Source organism: Pseudophaeobacter arcticus DSM 23566, from assembly GCF_000473205.1.
Lineage (GTDB): Bacteria > Pseudomonadota > Alphaproteobacteria > Rhodobacterales > Rhodobacteraceae > Pseudophaeobacter > Pseudophaeobacter arcticus.
The window spans coordinates 3,267,636-3,284,455 of sequence record NZ_KI421507.1 but is presented as its reverse complement, the minus strand read 5'-3'; the positions used below and the strand labels follow the sequence as shown (position 1 = coordinate 3,284,455).

Here is a 16,820-nt window from a genome sequence, read left to right as displayed (position 1 = left end):
AAAGCGCCCCGGAGACAGAAAAGCGGTATTTCGCCAGTGATTAGCCAGTGATTAGATTGAGATCAGCGGGTGTGACGACCAATTTCCGGGGCTTGCTGCAACTTCGCCTCGTGGGCTGTCATCCAGTCCAGCGTCTGGTCAAATGGCATGGGGCGACCGATGCCAAAGCCCTGAACATGGTCGCAGCCTAGCTGGGCCAGCAGCGCGTGCTCGCCGGCGGTTTCGACACCCTCCGCCAGTGTCTCAAGGTCCAGGCGTTCGGCCATGGTCAAAATGGCGGCGATCAGCTTTTGTTGGTCCGGGTCGCGATCTGCCCGCAGCACAAAGGAACGGTCGATCTTGATCCGTGAGATATTGAACCGGCGCACCGCCGAGATTGAGGCGTGACCCGTGCCAAAATCATCCAATTCGATGTGGCAGCCCAGATCGCTGAGGGCGGCAATGTTGCGGGTGACCACGTCATCGGGCTGGTCGGTCATCACGGTCTCCAGGATTTCAACCGAAAGACGCGCAGGCGGCAGGTCGAACCGTTCCAGTTCCCATTTGATATTCTCGGCCAAATTAGGATTGCGCAGCTCCTGGGTGGCAAAGTTGACCCCAACAGCAGGCACCTTTAGTCCCGCCGCATCCCAGGCATTGAGCGCGGTCAGCGAATGATAGAGCATGACCTGGCTCAGCCGTTCCATCAGCCCGGCGTCCTCCAACACGGGGAGGAATTTCCCCGGGGGGATCAGCCCGCGCACGGGGTGCATCCAACGTGCCAGGGCCTCAAACCCGGAGACACGGCCAGTGTCTGTACAGATCTGGGGTTGGAACCAGGGCAGGATATGTCCGGCTTCCAGGGCCTCGGCGGCTTCCTCGCGCAGGTTGCCTCGGGCTTTGCTGCGCTGATACATATCGGCGGAAAACACCCGGATACCCGAAGGACCGTTTTGCTGCGCCTCAGTCAGCGCCGCAGAGGCAGCTGAAGACCAGTCGGAATATTGCCGACTAGGGGCGCGGGTGTTCAGGCAAAATCCGATCGAGCAAGAGGTATAGACTGTGGAGCCACCCAGCGATATCGGCTCTTCGACAGCGGCCTGAATACGCCCGGCCATCTGCACGCAGGTTTCGAGATCCAATTGCAGCACTGGGGTCAGGCAGACGGCAAATTTGCTATCGCCGATCCGGGCAACGGTGTCGCCATTGCGCAGGGTGCTGGCAATGCGTTCGCCGCAGATTTGAATAATCAGATCGCCCGCATCCTGACCTTCCCGGTTGATGAGCTCTTTGAATTCGTCAACTTCGATGTAGTAGAGCGCCGAGCGAAGCTCGGTGTTGCTGCAGTCATCGACAACGCGCTTCATTTCCAGCTCAAAGCCTTCGCGCAGCAACAATCCGGTGACGCTGTCGCGCGGGGCAAAATTGCGACCGTGATTGGAAAACCCGCCAAAGGCTGCAAAGACCACCGGTATACCCAGCGCAACCCAAAGCAGAGCCACTTCACCACCGAGCCAAAAGGTTGCAAGCGTGAGGGCGGGTAAGAACGCAAGAATAGGAGGCGCCAAAAGCGCTGGAGCCAGTCTTGCCCGAATTCGGTTAAAGAGACCGGAATTCGATTTTGTCATGTTCAGACCTTTCGCCTAAAGCAGGGGTGCTTGGACAGAATAGAGGTCTGTTTCTGACTCCGGAGTTAACGCAGCAGCGGAATCTCATCCGAATCGGCGCTTTCTTCGCTTATTTTGCGTTCCAACCCGGCAAAGTCGAACAGCTTGGGATCCAGAAGATGCGAGGGGCGGGCATTGGTCAGGGCACGAAACATCACCTGACGCCGCCCGGGGCTGTTGGCTTCCCACTGGTCGATAATCTGTTTGACCTGCTGGCGTTGCAAGCCGTCCTGACTGCCGCAAAGGTCACAGGGGATAATGGGGTAATTCATTGCTTTGGCAAACTTTTCACAGTCCACCTCGGCCACGTGGGCCAGCGGGCGATAGACAAAAAGATCGCCTTCTTCATTGACCAGCTTAGGTGGCATAGTGGCAAGCCGTCCGCCGTGAAACAGGTTCATAAAGAAGGTTTCCAGGATGTCATCGCGGTGATGACCAAGAATCACCGCCGAACAGCCTTCTTCACGGGCGACCCGGTACAGGTTGCCGCGACGCAGCCGCGAGCAGAGCGCGCAAAAGGTCCGTCCCGCAGGCACCTTGTCGACCACGATACTATAGGTGTCCTGGTATTCGATGCGGTGCGGCACGCCCATCTTTTCCAGAAAGGCAGGCAGCACAGTGGCGGGAAACCCCGGTTGCCCCTGATCCAGATTGCAGGCCAGCAGATCCACGGGCAGCAGCCCACGCCATTTCAGCTCGTGTAGCACCGCCAGCAGCGTATAGCTGTCCTTGCCACCGGACAGGCAGACCAGCCATTTGGGTGTGCTGCCATCGGCGGGGCGCTCAATCATGCCGTATTGCTCAATGGCTTCTCGGGCCTGACGCACGATACGCTTGCGCAGCTTTTTGAACTCGGTGGTCGAGGGCGCCCCGGCAAAGAGCGGATGGATTTCGGATTTGTCATCATCAAACATGTCGGCCCCCTAGCCCCTGGCGGGGCATTTGCCAAGAAAAAAGGGCACAACCCGGCCCTTGGGTCAGGTCGAGAGGCTAGTCTTTCAAAATGGCTTTGTCGTGTTCGGGGTCACTGCCGGGGACCGGATCATATCCATCCCCCCCCAAGGGGTGGCAGCGGCCAATGCGGCGGATGGTTAGATAAGTGCCTTTGATGGCGCCGTGTTTTTCCAGCGCTTCCAATGAGTAGGCAGAACAGGTGGGCTGATAGCGGCAATTAAACCCGACCCAGGGCGAAAAGATCAGCCGATAGGCGCGGACCGGCAGAGCCAGGATATGGGCAAGTGGGGTCATGTCTGGAAAATAGGCGCGGGCGGCGGCGCAGAAAAGATCATCCGTGGATCTTTTTGATCGCATAGGCCAGATCGCGCTTGAGATCGTCAAAGCCGCGATTGGCGGTCACCTCGGCACGGCCGATCAGCACATAGTCCCAGCCGTCACGGCCAATCGCAGGCAATACCAGCCGGGCCGCTTCACGCAGGCGGCGCTTGGCGCGGTTGCGGGCAACGGCATTGCCAACCTTTTTGGAACAGGTAAAGCCAACACGAAAGCCTTCGGCCTCGCCCTCTTTGCGCTGGCGTCCCTGCACCATCATGCTTTTGGTGCCCTGACGGCGGGCGCGGGCGGCGGCGAGAAATTCACTGCGTTTGGACAGCACCACCAATGGGGGCAGTTTCTGTTGTAGCGGCGGTGCATCTGCGCAAACAGAAACCGCCGAAGGCTGGTTCCCGGCGGCAGCTGAGCTGTCCAAAGGGGCCTTCGGCGGTGTCATATCTGTCAATCCTTGGGGCGTCGCGCTTATGCGCTCAGCTCCTTGCGGCCACGTGCGCGGCGTGCGTTAAGGATCTTGCGGCCTGCCTTGGTGGCCATGCGCGCACGAAAACCGTGGCGACGTTTACGAACCAGGTTCGAAGGCTGAAAGGTGCGTTTCATCGCTCCGGTCTCCAATTTCTACAGGGCAAAGCGGAATCGCTACCCGTGGTGTCTATCTCGAAGCCCGGTCTTTAGAAGGGATTCTCGGGCAAGTCAAATGCTGAGCCGGGTTTTTGGCGGCTGGGGGTAATATTTCTGTCAAAAAACGCCAGAAATACCGCCTGGACCCTTGGGGAATGTTTCAAAGCCTCTAGGCAATGCTGCGATTCCTCACGAAAAGAGCCTATCAGATCAAGGCCGCGTGATAAGCCCCCGTTCAAGCTCGCGACCAGCTTAATTTAAGCGTAGCCCGGAAACAAATCCCAAGCCAGGCAGAGTGGCCAAGAGAGAAAAGTAAGATGACTGAGACGCCAAAACGCGGGCTTGCCCGTCACCTTCCCCTGATTATCGTGGTGGTGATCGCATTGATCGGGGCCGCGACGCTCAAAGATCACCTGAGCTTTGACACGCTGCGCGACAATCGTGATGTGTTGATGGCGTTTCGCGACCAGAACTTCCTGGGGCTGGTGGCCTTGTTTGTGGGGATCTACATTCTGATCGTGGTGTTTTCGCTGCCCGGCGCTGCGGTGGCCTCGGTCACTGGCGGCTTCCTGTTTGGTCTGGCGACGGGGGTGGCGCTGAATGTGCTGGCGGCCACCATTGGGGCCTGCGGCATCTTTCTGGCGGCGCGGCTGGGGTTGGGGGAGATGCTGACCTCCAAGCTGGAAGCGGCGGAAGGCCGGGTGCAGATGCTGAAAAACGCGCTGCGCCAGAATGAGGTCGAAGTCCTGCTGCTGCTGCGCCTGGTGCCTGCGGTGCCGTTTTTTGTCGCCAATCTGCTGCCGGCGCTGGTGGGGGTGCGGTTTGGCAACTTTCTGTGGACCACGGCCCTGGGCATCATTCCGGGGGCCATTGTCTTTACCTGGATTGGCGTGGGCGTTGGCGAGGTGTTTGACCGTGGTGAAGATCCCGACCTGTCCCTGTTGTGGGAGCCCCATGTGATCGGCCCGCTGCTGGGGCTTTGTGTGCTGGCCGCCATGCCGATCATCGTCAAAACCCTGCGCCCCAAAAAAAGAGAACTAAGCCATGAGTCCGACCTCTCAAAATCCGATCAAATGTGATCTCCTGGTGATTGGGGCCGGTTCTGGTGGGCTATCGGTTGCTGCCGGGGCCAGCCAGATGGGCGCTTCGGTGGTGCTGCTGGAAGGCCACAAGATGGGCGGCGACTGCCTGAACTATGGCTGTGTGCCCTCAAAGGCGCTGCTGGCCAGTGCCAAGGCGGCCTATGGGCAGACCCATGCGGCGGCCTTTGGTGTCGCGGATCATGCCCCGGTGGTGGATTATGCCGCCGCCAAGACCCATGTCCAAAAGACCATTGAGACCATCGCGCCGATGGATAGCCAAGAGCGTTTTGAGGGGTTTGGCGTGCGGGTCATTCGCGAATTTGGTGCCTTTATCTCGCCAACCGAGGTGCGCGCCGGTAACCATGTGATCCGCGCCCGCCGGGTGGTGATCGCAACTGGATCATCCCCGTTGGTACCGCCGGTGCCAGGGCTTGCGAACGTGCCTTATGAGACCAACGAGACGCTGTTTGATCTGCATGAACGCCCCGAGCATCTGCTGATCATTGGCGGCGGCCCCATCGGCATGGAAATGGCTCAGGCGCATATTCGTCTGGGCTGCAAGGTCACGGTAATCGAGGGCGCCAAGGCGCTGGGCCGCGACGACCCCGAGGCGGCCGCCATTGTTCTGGAGGCGTTGCGGGCTGAGGGTGTGGAAATTGCAGAAGATGCGCTGGCGGCCGAGATCACCGGCGCGGCCGGGGCCATCGAGGTGAAAACCAAAGACGGGCGCAGGTTTGCGGGCTCGCATCTGCTGATGGCGGTGGGACGCAAAAGCAACGTGCAGCGGTTGAACCTGGAGGCAGGCGGCATCACACCAAGCCGCAGCGGGATCAAGGTGGATGCGTCTTTGCGCACAAGCAACAAACGGGTCTATGCCATTGGCGATGTGGCGGGTGGGCTGCAATTCACCCATGTGGCGGGCTATCATGCCGGGGTGATCATCCGCTCGGCGCTGTTTGGGCTGCCCTCCAAAGCGCAGGAGCTGCATATTCCGCGCGCCACCTATACCGATCCGGAACTGGCGCAGGTGGGGCTGACCGAAGCAGAGGCCCGCGCCCAGTATGGGGACAGGCTAGAGCTGGCCCGGTTTGAATTCCACCACAATGACCGCGCTTTGGCAGAGCTGAAGACCAAGGGCTTTATCAAGGTGATGGTGATCAAGGGGCGGCCAGTTGGGGCGACAATTGTCGGCCATCAGGCGGGTGAATTGATATCATTGTGGTCTCTGGCGCTGGCCAATAGGCTCAAGATGAGTCAGGTTGCCGCGATGGTGGCGCCTTATCCTTCAATCGGGGAGATCAACAAACGTGTCGCCGGAGCCTATTTCTCACCCCGGCTCTTTGAGAGCCAGTTGGTCAAACGGGCGGTGCAATTTGTGCAGCGCTGGATTCCTTAAGCTGGAAAGGGCTCTATGCTGAATTCGCTTTCAGGCAGGTTTCTGGTTCTGACTATTGTCTTTGTCATGTTGGCCGAGGTTCTGATCTTCGTGCCGTCGATTTCCCGTTTTCGGCTCGATTACCTTGCCGAGCGTCTGGAGCGGGCGCAGATTGCCTCATTGGTGTTGCTTGCGGATGACATGCTGGAAACCGATCTGGAGGCCGAGCTGCTGGAGAATGCCGGCGTCTATAACGTGGTTCTGCGCCGCGATGAGGTGCGCCAGCTGATGTTGTCTTCGCCTATCCCGCAGCCAATTGCAGGCACATATGATCTGCGCAAGGCCAGTGCACTGTCGCTGATTGGCGATGCCTTTCGCCAATTGGCCAGCCCAACCAATAGAATCATCCGGGTGATCGGCGCGCCGGTGCGCGACGCGGGGCTGCTGATTGAAATCACCATCGAGACCGCGCCACTCAGGATGGCGATGATCGACTACGGGGTGCGGGTTCTGTTGCTTTCTGCGGTGATTTCGATCTTTACCGCCCTGTTGCTGTTTGCGGCGGTGCGGGTGTTTTTGGTGCGGCCCATCAAGGGGGTTGTCGGCTATATGCAACGCTATGCCGCCGCGCCCGAAGATGCCCGCGGCATCATTCAGCCCAATGCAGGGGTTATCGAGCTGCGCGAAGCAGAGGAGGCGCTGCAGAAGCTTCAGACAGAATTGACCCAGGCGCTGCGGCAACGGGAACGGCTGGCGCAACTGGGCGGTGCCGTGGCCAAGATCAGCCATGATCTGCGCAATATCCTGACCTCGGCGCAGTTGTTCACCGATCGCATCGAGATGAGCGAAGACCCCCTGGTGCGGCGGCTGGCGCCCAAGCTGGTGAATTCCATCACCCGCGCGGTTTCCCTGTGCGAAGGCACTCTGGCCTTTGGCCGCGCCGAGGAACCTGCCCCGACCTTTTCGCTCGTGCCATTCTGTGAACTGGTCGAGGATGTCGTGGAGAGCGAATTGCTGGCACCAGACGAGGGGGCGGTGGAGCTGATCAACGCAGTGCCCAAGGGCATGATGCTGCGCGGCGATTCAGAGCAATTGTTTCGCGTGGTAATGAACCTGGTGCGCAATGCCCGCCAGGCGATTGTTGCGACGGGCAAGCCCGGTAGCGTGACAGTTGCGGCCCGCGAAGAGGATGACGCCTGGTGGATCTCGGTCTCTGATACCGGGCCGGGGTTGCCCAAACGCGCCCAGGACAATCTGTTTACGCCGTTCCAGGGCAGCGTCCGCAAGGGCGGCAGCGGTTTGGGGCTGGCGATTGCGGCAGAACTGACCAAGGGGCACGGCGGCTCGGTGACGCTCAGCCAGACCGGCCCCGAGGGCAGCAGGTTTGAGATCTATCTGCCAAAGGGGGATGGAACCCTGTGAGCGGCAGACTGTGCGGACAGGCTATATCTCTTGCTGCCAAAAGCAGGAGATCAAAAAGACCGGCACTTATTTGTTTTTGGGGTTGCGCGCCCCATCCCCTAGGACTAAACCCCGCCGCAGTGGACCGATAGCTCAGCTGGATAGAGTACCTGACTACGAATCAGGGGGTCGGGGGTTCGAATCCTCCTCGGTCCGCCACTATTTCAACTCACCCCTCGGGGATGGTTTGGAAAGGCTTGGAGGCCTGCCGAAATTTGGCTTGCTTCTCCAGAGCAGGGGCCTTAAATCCTGACGCAGTGGACCGATAGCTCAGCTGGATAGAGTACCTGACTACGAATCAGGGGGTCGGGGGTTCGAATCCTCCTCGGTCCGCCACTGCTCCCCTGTCAGTTGCCAAGCAAAACCGACTTTTGTGACAGATAGCTGACCCAGTCGGCGGAATTTCTGGATTCATAGCAGCGTTGCTCAGTTGAGCTAGTGATCGTAAGATCCGGCCAATCCAGTCTTTGTCTGATCTCGGAAGCCTCGCTTGGTCAAAAGCCTACCTGCCACTCCCGGAACGAATTTCCCGCAATTGCCGCTGACGGTGCCACATGCCGCGTGTGAGCCCGCTACTTCTTTGCTGTCACGGCTTGCGGCCAGGAACGGCGCCGTTTCGATGCAGAGGTTTTGCGGCGACATTGCCTTTCCGATCGACCCGCTCTTTCGTGGTGAGAAGGTGGCTATTGAGCAATTGGCCCAGCTTGCAGGGTGTGACCTGGGTGCATTGGAGTGGGTGTCTATCCGTCATCTCGGTAAAGGCCATTTCCGTCTGAGGGAAGAATTCGCCTCCCTTCAGAGCTTTCAGCGCACGCGCATCCGTGTCTGCCCGGAGTGCATACGGTCCGAGATGTCGTCAGCAGCGGAGTCGTGGAGTGTGCAGCGTCGCCTCCAGTGGAAATTCTCGTCGATCAGGAGCTGCCCGGAACACAGCTGCATGCTCATGAGCCTTCCAACCGAGAAATTTCACAAGGATGCCAGAGACTTCGCGGCGCAGCTGCGAAAACACCACGTTTGGATTTTGGATCAGCCGGTGGTCCAGGCAACCCCCAGCCCTTTCGAGGCGTATCTCACGAACCGCACCCTGAGCGGGCGGGGCGACCGATGGATCGACCGCCTCGAACTCAACGTGGCGTCGCGGGCATGTGAAGTGCTGGGCCTGCGTATCGCAAAGGGGCCAGATGCTGCGCTGGCGGGGCACAGTGAGCCAGACTGGATGACCTATGGTTCCTTGGGCTACGACACACTGAAAGACGGACCTGTAGCCCTTTCCAATTGTCTTGCCGATATGGCTCGCGTGGATGTCGTGGACGGCAGGTTTTTCGGTCGACTCTTTGGCCCCAGGATGGCGTGGCTGAAGAGCCGGAGTCTCGGCGATGAGTTCGAGCCCCTGCGTGACGTCGTGCGGCGACACGTCTTTGACAATTTTTCCGTCAGAAAAGGGGTGCTGGTGTTGGGCGTGCCATCGGAGGGAATGGCTTCGTCGAACCCACAGAAGTCGGTTTCGCTGAAGGGGTTCGCCAAGCGCAATGCGAAGGATCTGGTTTACCGAGGTCTCGCAACGCGTGAGGCTAGCGGTGATATCGTACCGATGAGTTTTGTTACCCAGGGAATGCTCGACGCCTTCGAGCGCGAGAAGAAGAATTTTCGAAACGCAAAGCGTTCACCTGAAGGTAGAAAATCCAGAACATTTGTTGTGGACGAAACTAATCCCGCACGGGAGAGCCGCCTTTCCATCGGTGACGCCGCCGGACAGTTAAGAGTGACGGCCAAAACAGTAGGATATTTGATCCAACATGGAATGTTGTGCGGAGTGGATACCTCCGAGCAATACCGCCGAGGGGCGATTGTTGTTACCGCTGACAGTCTGACGCGTTTCTGAGAGACCTTTATCTCCTTGGGCGAGTTCGCGGAAGTCGTGCAGCGCCCACAAGGCTCACTTTCGATGAAACTTAGAAATGCCAATGTGGTCCTGTTGGCGATGCCCCATGATCTGAGCCGGATCTACTGGCGCGAGGATGTAGATGCCTATCTAACAGCCGAAAGATGACCCTTTCGGCCCATTGCCGCCGGTCGAGAGCGTGCTTGCGCTGCGCTGCGGCTTCCCCGATGCAGCCGTTCGTCGCTTGGGCAGCAAAATCCGGGGACGACTGTCGCTGATGCGGGACAAAGCTGCCGCTGCCATTTTCATCGAAAAAGCATGTAACGGCAGCTTTGGCGGTGACATCTAGACTGCCAAATGGCCTTGTATGAGGTTCCCGACCGCCTCTGGCGTTTCCATCAGCGCAAGATGTGGCCCTTCAACCCAGGCCAAGACTGCGCCCTCGATACCATTCGCGAGTGCCTCCGACGCGGCCGGATCGACCATCTGGTCAAAGCGATTGCCGATGACAAGGGTGCGGGCCTTCACCGCGCCGAGGTCACCCGAAACATCCACCCGCAGGTCCAGTTCGGACTGTCTTGCGATCCCGTCCCAGTTGCTACCCGCGACCATATCACTGACGACCGCCTCAAGATGGCCTATTCCTGACAGAAAATCCCGACTGAACCCGGTCAGCAGCATGAGCCGGGCCAGCGCATCCGGGTCAGTGCGCGCCAAATGCGCCCAGTGTTGGAACTGCAACTGCGACCGCGGGTCGGCGCCCGTGATAAAGCCGCCGATAAGAACGAGCCTCTCCACCCGCTCCAGATGAAGGGCGGCCAGTCGTGTCGCAACCGCCGCGCCCAGCGAAAAACCGACCAGATCGAAGGTGCCAAACCCGGCGTGATCCGCCGCGCCGATGACCTGCGCGACGAGGCGATCAAGTGTCAGCACCCCGGTCGGATCCTGGGTAAGCCCGGAGCCGGCATAATCGGGTCGTAGAACCCGCCTGTCCGCGAGATAGGGCATCAGCCCATCGAAATTCGCGGCACCATCGCCGCCGGTGCCATGGATGAGCAGAATCGGCCTGCCGGATCCATCCTCGCGATATCCGATCACTGCGCCGTCATAGTTGAATTTTTCTGTTTTCGACATCGTTTTACTCTCCGACTTGATGTGTCGGGAAGGGTGATGCACTATGACAGCGCTGTCAGGGTCAAGCGAAAAAAGGAAAGCAAGGTGCAGATTGGCGAGATTTCAGACCGCAGCGGCATCAGTGTCAGGATGTTGCGGTTCTACGAGGCCGAAGGGCTCTTGCGCCCGAACCGGACCGTCAGCGGCTATCGGGATTATTCCGATGCCGATCTGGATCAGGCAAGTCATATCCGGCAGCTGGCCGATGCCGGGCTGACTGTCGAAGCGATGCACGACCTCTTGCCCTGCATTATAAGCCCTGAGCCGACCTTTCATCCCTGCGACCGTCTGCGGGCCAGGCTGCAGGGCGAAGTCGCCAAGCTTGATCGCAAGCTCGCGGATATCGCGCAGTCGCGCGCGCAGATCGCTTCCTATCTGGCGGGTCTGCCGGAAGACCGGATGTGCGATGGCTGACCTCCGCTTCGAGGATGTGTCAAGGTGAGCCTCCCCCATAGAAGTGGTCCGCCCCTATGATTAGGAAAGCGGAGGACCATAGATGGCGATAAAGAGACCTAAGCCCGAAGAGATTGTCGTGAAGTTACAGCAGGTTGAAGTGTTGATGGGGCACCCCTATCTGAATCCAGGCAATGAGGCTATGCAAATTACCTACGAGCTGCACCCTAGGAGCTCCGTCCGCTGCGATGCTGCGACACTTGTCGATCAACGCAAAGTCGCCAATATAGACGGCCTACTAAACCTGTCTTTGCGTTGGACGCGCGAATTCAAGGCGGAGTATAGCAAGCAGAAGGACGTTCTGCTCAACAGGGCTAGGCATGGATCGGAGCAGCATGGATTTTCGGAGGGAAAATAGTACCGGTCTTCGCGACAGAGGCAAATCCTCTGACGAGAAAGGCAGAACTATCTGCTCCTTTTCAAGTGATTTGGTGGAGCCTAGGAGGATCGAACTCCTGACCTCCTGCATGCCATGCAGGCGCTCTCCCAGCTGAGCTAAGGCCCCAAATCACACCGTCGGAACTTCCTGGCCATTCGGCCGCTCCGTCTTGCGGTGTGAGGGTGATTTAAGGGACGATGCAGCAGGCCGCAAGTGGAAAATGCACCATCGTCGTGAGTTTTTTTGTCGGGCGTCTTGGCGGTGATTTTACACGGATACCTGTGCAATTCCCCCTTGGGTCCCCAAGCAGCCAAATGGCTGCATGGGAGAGCTAAAATCACATCTTGTGATCTTAGGAATCGTCGTCATCCGACGCGACATCCGCGATCTCTTCGAGAGGCACGGTATCGGAGTCATCGTCATCATCGTCCAGAACATCATCGCCCAGATCCAGATCGACATCGTCGTCATCGTCCAGAACATCTGTGTCATCCGCGTCGTTTTCTTTAGCCTTGGCGCTGGCGGCATCTGCGGCGTCGGCTTCAATCATCCGGCTTTTGCCAGTGCTCAGCTCCACGACTTCGCCCGTGTAGGGGCTGATGATCGGGTTTTTATTCAGGTCATAAAACCGTTTGCCGGTGGTTGGGCAGACGCGCTTTACGCCCCATTCTTCGTTGGGCATGTGGGTCCCCTTGATTTACTGGTGAGTCGTATCGACGATTCAGTTGCCTTGCCATATGAGGTGAGCACTGTCAAAGCCTTTGCCATGAAGGGGCGCCGCCATGAGCGCATATCACCTGCCTGGAAACCCGCCGGTTCCTCTTGTCCTGCGTCGTTCGGCGCGTGCCAAGCGGATCAGCCTGCGGATTTCTGCCCTGGATGGCCGGGTGACCCTGACCCTGCCTGCCCGGTTGCCTGCGCGCGAAGCTCTGGATTTTGCTGCTGAAAAGGAAGGGTGGATCCGTGACCACCTGGCGCGCCGTCCAGAGGTGGTTGAGATCGGGGTTGGCAGCACTATCCCGGTCGAAGGGCAGCAGCGGCATATTGTGGCGGGGGGGAAACGGGGGGTGCGCCTGGAGCCGGAGGCAATTGTGGTGGGTGGCACGCGTCCCGCCAGGTCGATTGAGCGCTACCTCAAGGAGTTGGCGCGGGACCGGCTGGCGGCGGCGTCGGACCACTATGCGGCGCAGGTGGGGCGTTCCTATGCCAAGCTGAGCCTGCGTGACACGCGCTCGCGCTGGGGGTCTTGTTCTTCGGCGGGGACATTGATGTATTCCTGGCGTCTGATCCTGGCCCCTTCTGAGGTGTTGTCCTATGTGGCGGCGCATGAGGTGGCGCATCTGGTCGAAATGAACCACTCTGCTGATTTCTGGGCCGTGGTGGCGCAGCTTTATGGCGATAGCGCCGCGCCGCGCCAGTGGCTGCGAAGCGAGGGCGGCGAGCTGCACCGCTATCGATTCGACGCGCGCTAGAGGCGCCAATTACGACGGCAGAGCGCATTCTGAGGTTGACCATGGGTGATTTTGTGATCACAGCATAGGGTATGTCCATTTCAGCCAAACCCACCGCTTCACCTTCGTCTGATACCACGGCTTCGGCGCATGACCGGGTCTACCGGGCGCTGCGGGCGCGGATCATGTATGGCGATATTGCCCCCGGCGAGGCCCTGACCCTGCGCGGGATTGGCCGCGAATACGGGGTGTCGATGACGCCTGCGCGCGAATCCCTGCGCCGCCTGGTGGCGGAGGGGGCCTTGTCACTGTCCTCCTCGGGGCGGGTCACAACGCCGGAGCTGAGCAACGAACGGATAGAAGAACTGGCCGCTTTGCGGGCGTTGTTGGAGGTTGAGCTGTCCAGCCGCGCCCTGCCACGGGCGCATATGGCGTTGATCGACAGGCTGCACAGCATCAATGTCACCATCGCCGAGATGGTCTCCAAACGGGATGCGGTTGGCTATATCCGCACCAATCTGGAATTTCATCGCACCCTCTATCTGCGCGCCCAGGCCCCGGCGATGCTGGCCATGGCAGAGACCGTCTGGCTGCAGCTGGGGCCGACGATGCGTGCGCTCTATGGGCGGCTGCGGCGTACCGACCCGCCGCAAAATCACCGTCTGATCATTGCTGCGCTCAAGGCGGGGGATGAACCGGGCCTGCGCCTGGCGGTGCGGTCTGACGTGACACAGGGGTTGCGGTTGCTGGTGGTCTAGGCTCAAACAAGTGAACGTGAAAAGAGATTTGGAACTGATGCCAATAGAAATACGAAAGGCAAATGCTGCCGATGCAGAGGCTTTGGCCGCCTGCATTGATGCAGCCTATGCTAAATATGCCAGCCGTATTTCCGACCTGCCCCCCGTCTCCTCTGGGATTTCAGAGGAAATCGAGCAGAGCCAAGTCTGGGTCGCGACCGAAAGCGGTGAAGTGATAGCGGGTTTGTTTCTCTCTGCCCATGAGGGGGTCTTGAAGCTGGCCAACATCGCGGTTCACCCTGAACACGGAGGCAAGGGCTTGGGGCGGGCGCTTATGGAACGCGCGGAAAACGAGGCCAAGCGGCAGGGGATGAGCGAAATGCACCTCAGCACACATGTGGATATGCCTGAGAATGTGCGGTTGTACCAATACCTTGGCTGGCAAGAATACGAACGCAATGGCAATCGCGTATCGATGCGCAAAAATCTGGGAAGCGCCAAGAAAACCGTGTGAGCAAGCCAGCTTGCCAGAGAGCTGAACGCGAATCTCCATCAAAAACCGGCACAAAAAAGCCGGCGAATTCGCCGACTTTTCCGTGTGTTAGGACAACCTCAGGCTGCCAGGCCTTTGGAGCCGATGTCGAGGAACTTTTGACGGCGATCCTTGATCAGCTCGGAACCGTCTTTGTCTTTCAGCTCATCCAGCATATCCTGAATGGCGGTGGCGACGGATGCCATCGCCGCCTTGGCGTCGCGATGTGCACCGCCTAGAGGCTCGGGAATGATCCGGTCGATCACGGCCAGTTCATGCAGGTTTTGCGCTGTAAGGCGCAGGGCCTCGGCGGCCTCGCGCATCTTTTCGGCGTCTTTCCACAGGATCGAAGCGCAGCCTTCGGGGGAAATCACTGAATAGACGGCATGTTCCAGCATCGCCACGCGATTGGCGGTGGCAAAGGCAACGGCGCCACCAGAGCCGCCCTCGCCGATAATCACCGACACAACCGGCACGCCAATTTTCAGGCTCATCTCGGTGGAGCGGGCAATCGCCTCGGACTGGCCGCGCTCTTCGGCGCCCTTGCCGGGGTAGGCGCCGGTGGTGTCGACCAGTGTTACCACCGGCAGACCAAAGCGCCCGGCCATCTCCATCAGGCGCACGGCCTTGCGATAGCCTTCGGGGCGGGCCATGCCAAAGTTATGCAGGATGCGCGCCTTGGTGTTAGAGCCCTTTTCGTGGCCAATCACCATCACCGGCTGGTCGTTGAACCGCGCCAGCCCACCCATGACAGCAAGATCATCGGCAAAATTCCGATCCCCTGCCAGCGGGGTGTATTCGGTGAACAGCGCGTCGATGTAGTCGCGGCAATGGGGCCGCTCCGGGTGGCGTGCCACCAGGCATTTGCGCCAGGGGGTGAGCTCCTTGTAGAGATCCTTCAGCAGCTGAGCGGCCTTGGCGTCCAGCGCTGCGGCCTCGTCGGCGATGTCCATCTCTTCGTTGGCCCGTGCCAGGGCTCGGAGCTCTTCTGCTTTGCCTTCGATTTCGGCCAGCGGTTTTTCAAATTCCAGGTACTGAGTCATATCGCCTCGCTCACGCGGTTTTGCCGTATATGGCCTTCTGTGCGACCAGATGCAACTCTGTGGCTTGCCTCGGGTCAACCAAATTCCGAATAGTCCGGTTTCCCGCAGGGAAAATCATAGCGGCGATGGCAGTGGCAATGATCAGCAAGATTTGTGAATCCGCTTCGTGGCAGATCTGAACAGGTCAGAGAGAAGGAGCCCAACAGCAATGTCTGCCCCCTATGAACAGCGCATCCTGCGCGTCCTCAACTACATTCACGATACCCCTGCCGGGGATTTGTCGCTGGACCAGTTGGCGGATGTCGCGGCGATGTCGCGCTTTCACTGGCACCGTGTATTTCATGCGGTGACCGGCGAGACCTGCGCCCAAGCGGTGCGTCGCATTCGTTTGCATCGTGCCGCCAGCGCGCTGGTAATGACGGGTGACGCAGTTGCGCAGATCGCGCAATCGGTTGGCTATGCCAATCTGGGATCCTTCAATCGGGCGTTCACCGAGGCCTATGGCGCAAGCCCTGCGGCCTTTCGCAAAGCGGGGTGCCATCTGCCCTCGCGTCCTGATTTTAAAACCGGAGTCTATCCCATGTATCCTGTTTCCCTACGCCAAGAGCCTGCCCGCCGTCTGATCGGCTTGGCTCATACTGGCGACTACCACCTGATTGGCAAAAAATTCGAAGCCTTTGGCGCGCTTTGTGAAACCCGGAATCTCTGGCCGCATCTGGGTGTCATGGCGGCAATCTATTATGATGATCCAGACAGTGTTCCCGCCGCGGATCTGCGCAGCTATGCGGGCGGTGAATTCCACGGAGCGGAGATCCCAGAGGGGCTGGAAGAGCGGCACCTGGCGGGCGGCAAGGTGGCAGTGTTGACCTATAAGGGTCCCTATGCCGGTATTTCGGCGGCTTATCACAGTCTGTTTGGAAATTGGCTGCCCGGGTCAGGCGAAGAGCCGGCAGAGGTGCCTTGTTATGAGCTCTATCTCAACAATCCCCGTGAGGTGGCACCGGAGGAGTTGCTGACTGAAATCTGCCTGCCCTTGAAGTAAGATCTGTTACCTGTTTGGCTGACAGAGGTCTGGCCGCCGTTACTGCGGCCAGATCACTGGATAGAGCGAGGCCACCAAAAGCACGGCCATCAGCCAGTTGAACTGGGTCAGGCGGCGGGAATTGGTGAGAAAGCGCGCCATCTGCTGACCCAGAATGGTCCAGGATCCCACCGAAGGCAGGTTTATGGCGCCAAACACTGTCGCCACCAGCAGGATCGCCCAAAGCGTTTGGTCCGGCGTATAGGCGCTGATCGCGATGAGGGCCATGGTCCAGGCCTTGGGGTTGACCCATTGAAACGCGGCGGCCTGCAAAAAGGTCATAGGGGTGCCGGTGTTTCCCGAAGCTTCTGCCGGGCCGGCATTGGCGATCTTCCAGGCGAGGTAGAGCAGGTACAGCACCGAGGCAACTTTTAGCACCGTGTAGCTGATTGGGAAGGCATCAAAGATCTGTACCAATCCGGCGCCGACCAGCACCACCATAAAGACAAAGCCAAGCGCCACCCCCAACATATGGGGAATGGTGCGGCGGAAGCCAAAATTGGCGCCTGAGGCCATCAACATCAGATTGTTGGGGCCAGGTGTGATCGAGGAGACAAAGGCAAAAAGCGCGAGGGCGAGGAAGAGGTCATATGTCATCTGGTGAAAGTGACGTGTTT

At 59.2% G+C, this 16,820-nt stretch carries 19 protein-coding genes and 3 tRNA genes; 12 read left to right on the top strand and 10 right to left on the bottom strand.

What is annotated here, in order from left to right; all coding sequences use genetic code 11:
• Nucleotides 1–62: 62 nt before the first annotated feature.
• The 5 genes from ARCT_RS0120280 to rpmH all read right to left on the bottom strand — a co-directional run bounded on the left by ARCT_RS0120280 (nucleotide 63) and on the right by rpmH (nucleotide 3,533).
• Nucleotides 63–1,607 carry a putative bifunctional diguanylate cyclase/phosphodiesterase gene (locus ARCT_RS0120280; RefSeq protein ID WP_027241712.1) on the bottom strand — a complete coding sequence of 515 codons (1,545 nt, stop codon included), beginning with the start codon at nucleotides 1,605–1,607 and terminating at the stop codon, nucleotides 63–65.
• A 65-nt stretch (nucleotides 1,608–1,672) separates the two neighbouring features.
• The gene (ttcA, locus tag ARCT_RS0120275) at nucleotides 1,673–2,560 is read right to left on the bottom strand and encodes a tRNA 2-thiocytidine(32) synthetase TtcA (protein ID WP_027241711.1); all 888 of its coding nucleotides are present in this window, start codon (nucleotides 2,558–2,560) and stop codon (nucleotides 1,673–1,675) included.
• A gap of 76 nt (nucleotides 2,561–2,636) precedes the next feature.
• On the bottom strand, nucleotides 2,637–2,894 hold the full coding sequence (yidD, locus tag ARCT_RS0120270; RefSeq protein WP_027241710.1) for a membrane protein insertion efficiency factor YidD: 258 nt from the start codon (nucleotides 2,892–2,894) through the stop codon (nucleotides 2,637–2,639).
• Between the two features lie 37 nt (nucleotides 2,895–2,931).
• The gene (gene rnpA, locus ARCT_RS0120265) at nucleotides 2,932–3,372 is read right to left on the bottom strand and encodes a ribonuclease P protein component (protein WP_027241709.1); all 441 of its coding nucleotides are present in this window, start codon (nucleotides 3,370–3,372) and stop codon (nucleotides 2,932–2,934) included.
• 26 nt (nucleotides 3,373–3,398) lie between these two features.
• Nucleotides 3,399–3,533 (bottom strand): 50S ribosomal protein L34, encoded by a 135-nt coding sequence (gene rpmH / locus ARCT_RS0120260; protein WP_027241708.1) that lies wholly within the window; start codon nucleotides 3,531–3,533, stop codon nucleotides 3,399–3,401.
• A gap of 338 nt (nucleotides 3,534–3,871) precedes the next feature.
• Here rpmH and ARCT_RS26625 point away from each other — a divergent pair, with 338 nt between their 5' ends.
• From ARCT_RS26625 to ARCT_RS26620, 6 genes are all read left to right on the top strand, one after another.
• A complete protein-coding gene (locus tag ARCT_RS26625; RefSeq protein WP_051360911.1) occupies nucleotides 3,872–4,633 on the top strand; it encodes a TVP38/TMEM64 family protein in 762 nt (253 codons plus the stop codon).
• A complete protein-coding gene (locus tag ARCT_RS0120250) occupies nucleotides 4,599–6,032 on the top strand; it encodes a dihydrolipoyl dehydrogenase family protein (RefSeq protein WP_027241707.1) in 1,434 nt (477 codons plus the stop codon). Before ARCT_RS26625 ends, ARCT_RS0120250 begins: the two co-directional genes overlap by 35 nt.
• A gap of 15 nt (nucleotides 6,033–6,047) precedes the next feature.
• Nucleotides 6,048–7,433, top strand: a complete 1,386-nt coding sequence (locus ARCT_RS0120245) for a sensor histidine kinase (RefSeq protein WP_027241706.1) — start codon at nucleotides 6,048–6,050, stop codon at nucleotides 7,431–7,433.
• A gap of 121 nt (nucleotides 7,434–7,554) precedes the next feature.
• Nucleotides 7,555–7,631 (top strand) — tRNA-Arg (locus ARCT_RS0120240).
• 100 nt (nucleotides 7,632–7,731) lie between these two features.
• Nucleotides 7,732–7,808: transfer RNA gene (locus ARCT_RS0120235), tRNA-Arg, on the top strand.
• Nucleotides 7,809–7,962: 154 nt separating this feature from the next.
• A complete protein-coding gene (locus tag ARCT_RS26620; RefSeq protein ID WP_240476350.1) occupies nucleotides 7,963–9,354 on the top strand; it encodes a TniQ family protein in 1,392 nt (463 codons plus the stop codon).
• A 345-nt stretch (nucleotides 9,355–9,699) separates the two neighbouring features.
• Here the strand turns inward: ARCT_RS26620 and ARCT_RS0120220 are convergent, their stop codons facing one another.
• Nucleotides 9,700–10,488, bottom strand: a complete 789-nt coding sequence (locus tag ARCT_RS0120220) for an alpha/beta fold hydrolase (RefSeq protein WP_027241705.1) — start codon at nucleotides 10,486–10,488, stop codon at nucleotides 9,700–9,702.
• A 36-nt stretch (nucleotides 10,489–10,524) separates the two neighbouring features.
• On the opposite strand from ARCT_RS0120220, the gene ARCT_RS0120215 reads away from it, so the two are divergent.
• Both ARCT_RS0120215 and ARCT_RS26615 read left to right on the top strand, forming a co-directional pair.
• Nucleotides 10,525–10,941, top strand: a complete 417-nt coding sequence (locus ARCT_RS0120215; protein ID WP_161631339.1) for a MerR family transcriptional regulator — start codon at nucleotides 10,525–10,527, stop codon at nucleotides 10,939–10,941.
• A gap of 82 nt (nucleotides 10,942–11,023) precedes the next feature.
• Complete coding sequence (locus tag ARCT_RS26615; RefSeq protein WP_036785216.1) at nucleotides 11,024–11,338, top strand: hypothetical protein; 315 nt, start codon at nucleotides 11,024–11,026, stop codon at nucleotides 11,336–11,338.
• 71 nt (nucleotides 11,339–11,409) lie between these two features.
• Here ARCT_RS26615 and ARCT_RS0120205 read toward each other — a convergent pair.
• Together ARCT_RS0120205 and ARCT_RS0120200 are read right to left on the bottom strand one after the other, a co-directional pair.
• A tRNA-Ala gene (locus tag ARCT_RS0120205) sits at nucleotides 11,410–11,485 on the bottom strand.
• 226 nt (nucleotides 11,486–11,711) lie between these two features.
• Nucleotides 11,712–12,041 (bottom strand): TIGR02300 family protein, encoded by a 330-nt coding sequence (locus ARCT_RS0120200; RefSeq protein ID WP_027241703.1) that lies wholly within the window; start codon nucleotides 12,039–12,041, stop codon nucleotides 11,712–11,714.
• Between the two features lie 100 nt (nucleotides 12,042–12,141).
• Here ARCT_RS0120200 and ARCT_RS0120195 point away from each other — a divergent pair, with 100 nt between their 5' ends.
• The 3 genes from ARCT_RS0120195 to ARCT_RS0120185 all read left to right on the top strand — a co-directional run bounded on the left by ARCT_RS0120195 (nucleotide 12,142) and on the right by ARCT_RS0120185 (nucleotide 14,061).
• Nucleotides 12,142–12,831, top strand: coding sequence for a M48 family metallopeptidase (locus ARCT_RS0120195; protein WP_027241702.1), 690 nt, complete (start codon nucleotides 12,142–12,144; stop codon nucleotides 12,829–12,831).
• Nucleotides 12,832–12,902: 71 nt separating this feature from the next.
• Nucleotides 12,903–13,568, top strand: coding sequence for a GntR family transcriptional regulator (locus ARCT_RS0120190; protein ID WP_027241701.1), 666 nt, complete (start codon nucleotides 12,903–12,905; stop codon nucleotides 13,566–13,568).
• Between the two features lie 37 nt (nucleotides 13,569–13,605).
• Nucleotides 13,606–14,061: a GNAT family N-acetyltransferase gene (locus tag ARCT_RS0120185; RefSeq protein ID WP_027241700.1), complete on the top strand. Its 456-nt coding sequence runs from the start codon at nucleotides 13,606–13,608 to the stop codon at nucleotides 14,059–14,061.
• A gap of 98 nt (nucleotides 14,062–14,159) precedes the next feature.
• Here ARCT_RS0120185 and ARCT_RS0120180 read toward each other — a convergent pair whose 3' ends face one another.
• Complete coding sequence (locus ARCT_RS0120180; protein WP_027241699.1) at nucleotides 14,160–15,122, bottom strand: acetyl-CoA carboxylase carboxyltransferase subunit alpha; 963 nt, start codon at nucleotides 15,120–15,122, stop codon at nucleotides 14,160–14,162.
• 208 nt (nucleotides 15,123–15,330) lie between these two features.
• Here ARCT_RS0120180 and ARCT_RS0120175 point away from each other — a divergent pair, with 208 nt between their 5' ends.
• On the top strand, nucleotides 15,331–16,164 hold the full coding sequence (locus ARCT_RS0120175; RefSeq protein ID WP_027241698.1) for an AraC family transcriptional regulator: 834 nt from the start codon (nucleotides 15,331–15,333) through the stop codon (nucleotides 16,162–16,164).
• A gap of 39 nt (nucleotides 16,165–16,203) precedes the next feature.
• Here the strand turns inward: ARCT_RS0120175 and ARCT_RS0120170 are convergent, their stop codons facing one another.
• Nucleotides 16,204–16,800, bottom strand: coding sequence for a LysE family translocator (locus tag ARCT_RS0120170; RefSeq protein ID WP_027241697.1), 597 nt, complete (start codon nucleotides 16,798–16,800; stop codon nucleotides 16,204–16,206).
• Nucleotides 16,801–16,820: the final 20 nt, after the last annotated feature.

What these genes read in the sequence shown, in the direction of transcription:
- ARCT_RS0120215 (WP_161631339.1), top strand. Translation starts at nt 10,525, where the DNA reads ATGCACTATGACAGCGCTGTCAGGGTCAAGCGAAAAAAGGAAAGCAAG.
- ARCT_RS26625 (WP_051360911.1), top strand. Translation starts at nt 3,872, where the DNA reads ATGACTGAGACGCCAAAACGCGGGCTTGCCCGTCACCTTCCCCTGATT.
- rnpA (WP_027241709.1), bottom strand. Translation starts at nt 3,372, where the DNA reads ATGACACCGCCGAAGGCCCCTTTGGACAGCTCAGCTGCCGCCGGGAAC.
- ARCT_RS0120185 (WP_027241700.1), top strand. Translation starts at nt 13,606, where the DNA reads ATGCCAATAGAAATACGAAAGGCAAATGCTGCCGATGCAGAGGCTTTG.
- ARCT_RS0120200 (WP_027241703.1), bottom strand. Translation starts at nt 12,041, where the DNA reads ATGCCCAACGAAGAATGGGGCGTAAAGCGCGTCTGCCCAACCACCGGC.
- ARCT_RS0120170 (WP_027241697.1), bottom strand. Translation starts at nt 16,800, where the DNA reads ATGACATATGACCTCTTCCTCGCCCTCGCGCTTTTTGCCTTTGTCTCC.
- ttcA (WP_027241711.1), bottom strand. Translation starts at nt 2,560, where the DNA reads ATGTTTGATGATGACAAATCCGAAATCCATCCGCTCTTTGCCGGGGCG.
- ARCT_RS0120190 (WP_027241701.1), top strand. Translation starts at nt 12,903, where the DNA reads ATGTCCATTTCAGCCAAACCCACCGCTTCACCTTCGTCTGATACCACG.
- ARCT_RS0120180 (WP_027241699.1), bottom strand. Translation starts at nt 15,122, where the DNA reads ATGACTCAGTACCTGGAATTTGAAAAACCGCTGGCCGAAATCGAAGGC.
- ARCT_RS0120175 (WP_027241698.1), top strand. Translation starts at nt 15,331, where the DNA reads ATGTCTGCCCCCTATGAACAGCGCATCCTGCGCGTCCTCAACTACATT.
- ARCT_RS0120195 (WP_027241702.1), top strand. Translation starts at nt 12,142, where the DNA reads ATGAGCGCATATCACCTGCCTGGAAACCCGCCGGTTCCTCTTGTCCTG.
- ARCT_RS26615 (WP_036785216.1), top strand. Translation starts at nt 11,024, where the DNA reads ATGGCGATAAAGAGACCTAAGCCCGAAGAGATTGTCGTGAAGTTACAG.
- ARCT_RS0120220 (WP_027241705.1), bottom strand. Translation starts at nt 10,488, where the DNA reads ATGTCGAAAACAGAAAAATTCAACTATGACGGCGCAGTGATCGGATAT.
- ARCT_RS0120250 (WP_027241707.1), top strand. Translation starts at nt 4,599, where the DNA reads ATGAGTCCGACCTCTCAAAATCCGATCAAATGTGATCTCCTGGTGATT.
- ARCT_RS0120280 (WP_027241712.1), bottom strand. Translation starts at nt 1,607, where the DNA reads ATGACAAAATCGAATTCCGGTCTCTTTAACCGAATTCGGGCAAGACTG.
- ARCT_RS0120245 (WP_027241706.1), top strand. Translation starts at nt 6,048, where the DNA reads ATGCTGAATTCGCTTTCAGGCAGGTTTCTGGTTCTGACTATTGTCTTT.
- yidD (WP_027241710.1), bottom strand. Translation starts at nt 2,894, where the DNA reads ATGACCCCACTTGCCCATATCCTGGCTCTGCCGGTCCGCGCCTATCGG.
- rpmH (WP_027241708.1), bottom strand. Translation starts at nt 3,533, where the DNA reads ATGAAACGCACCTTTCAGCCTTCGAACCTGGTTCGTAAACGTCGCCAC.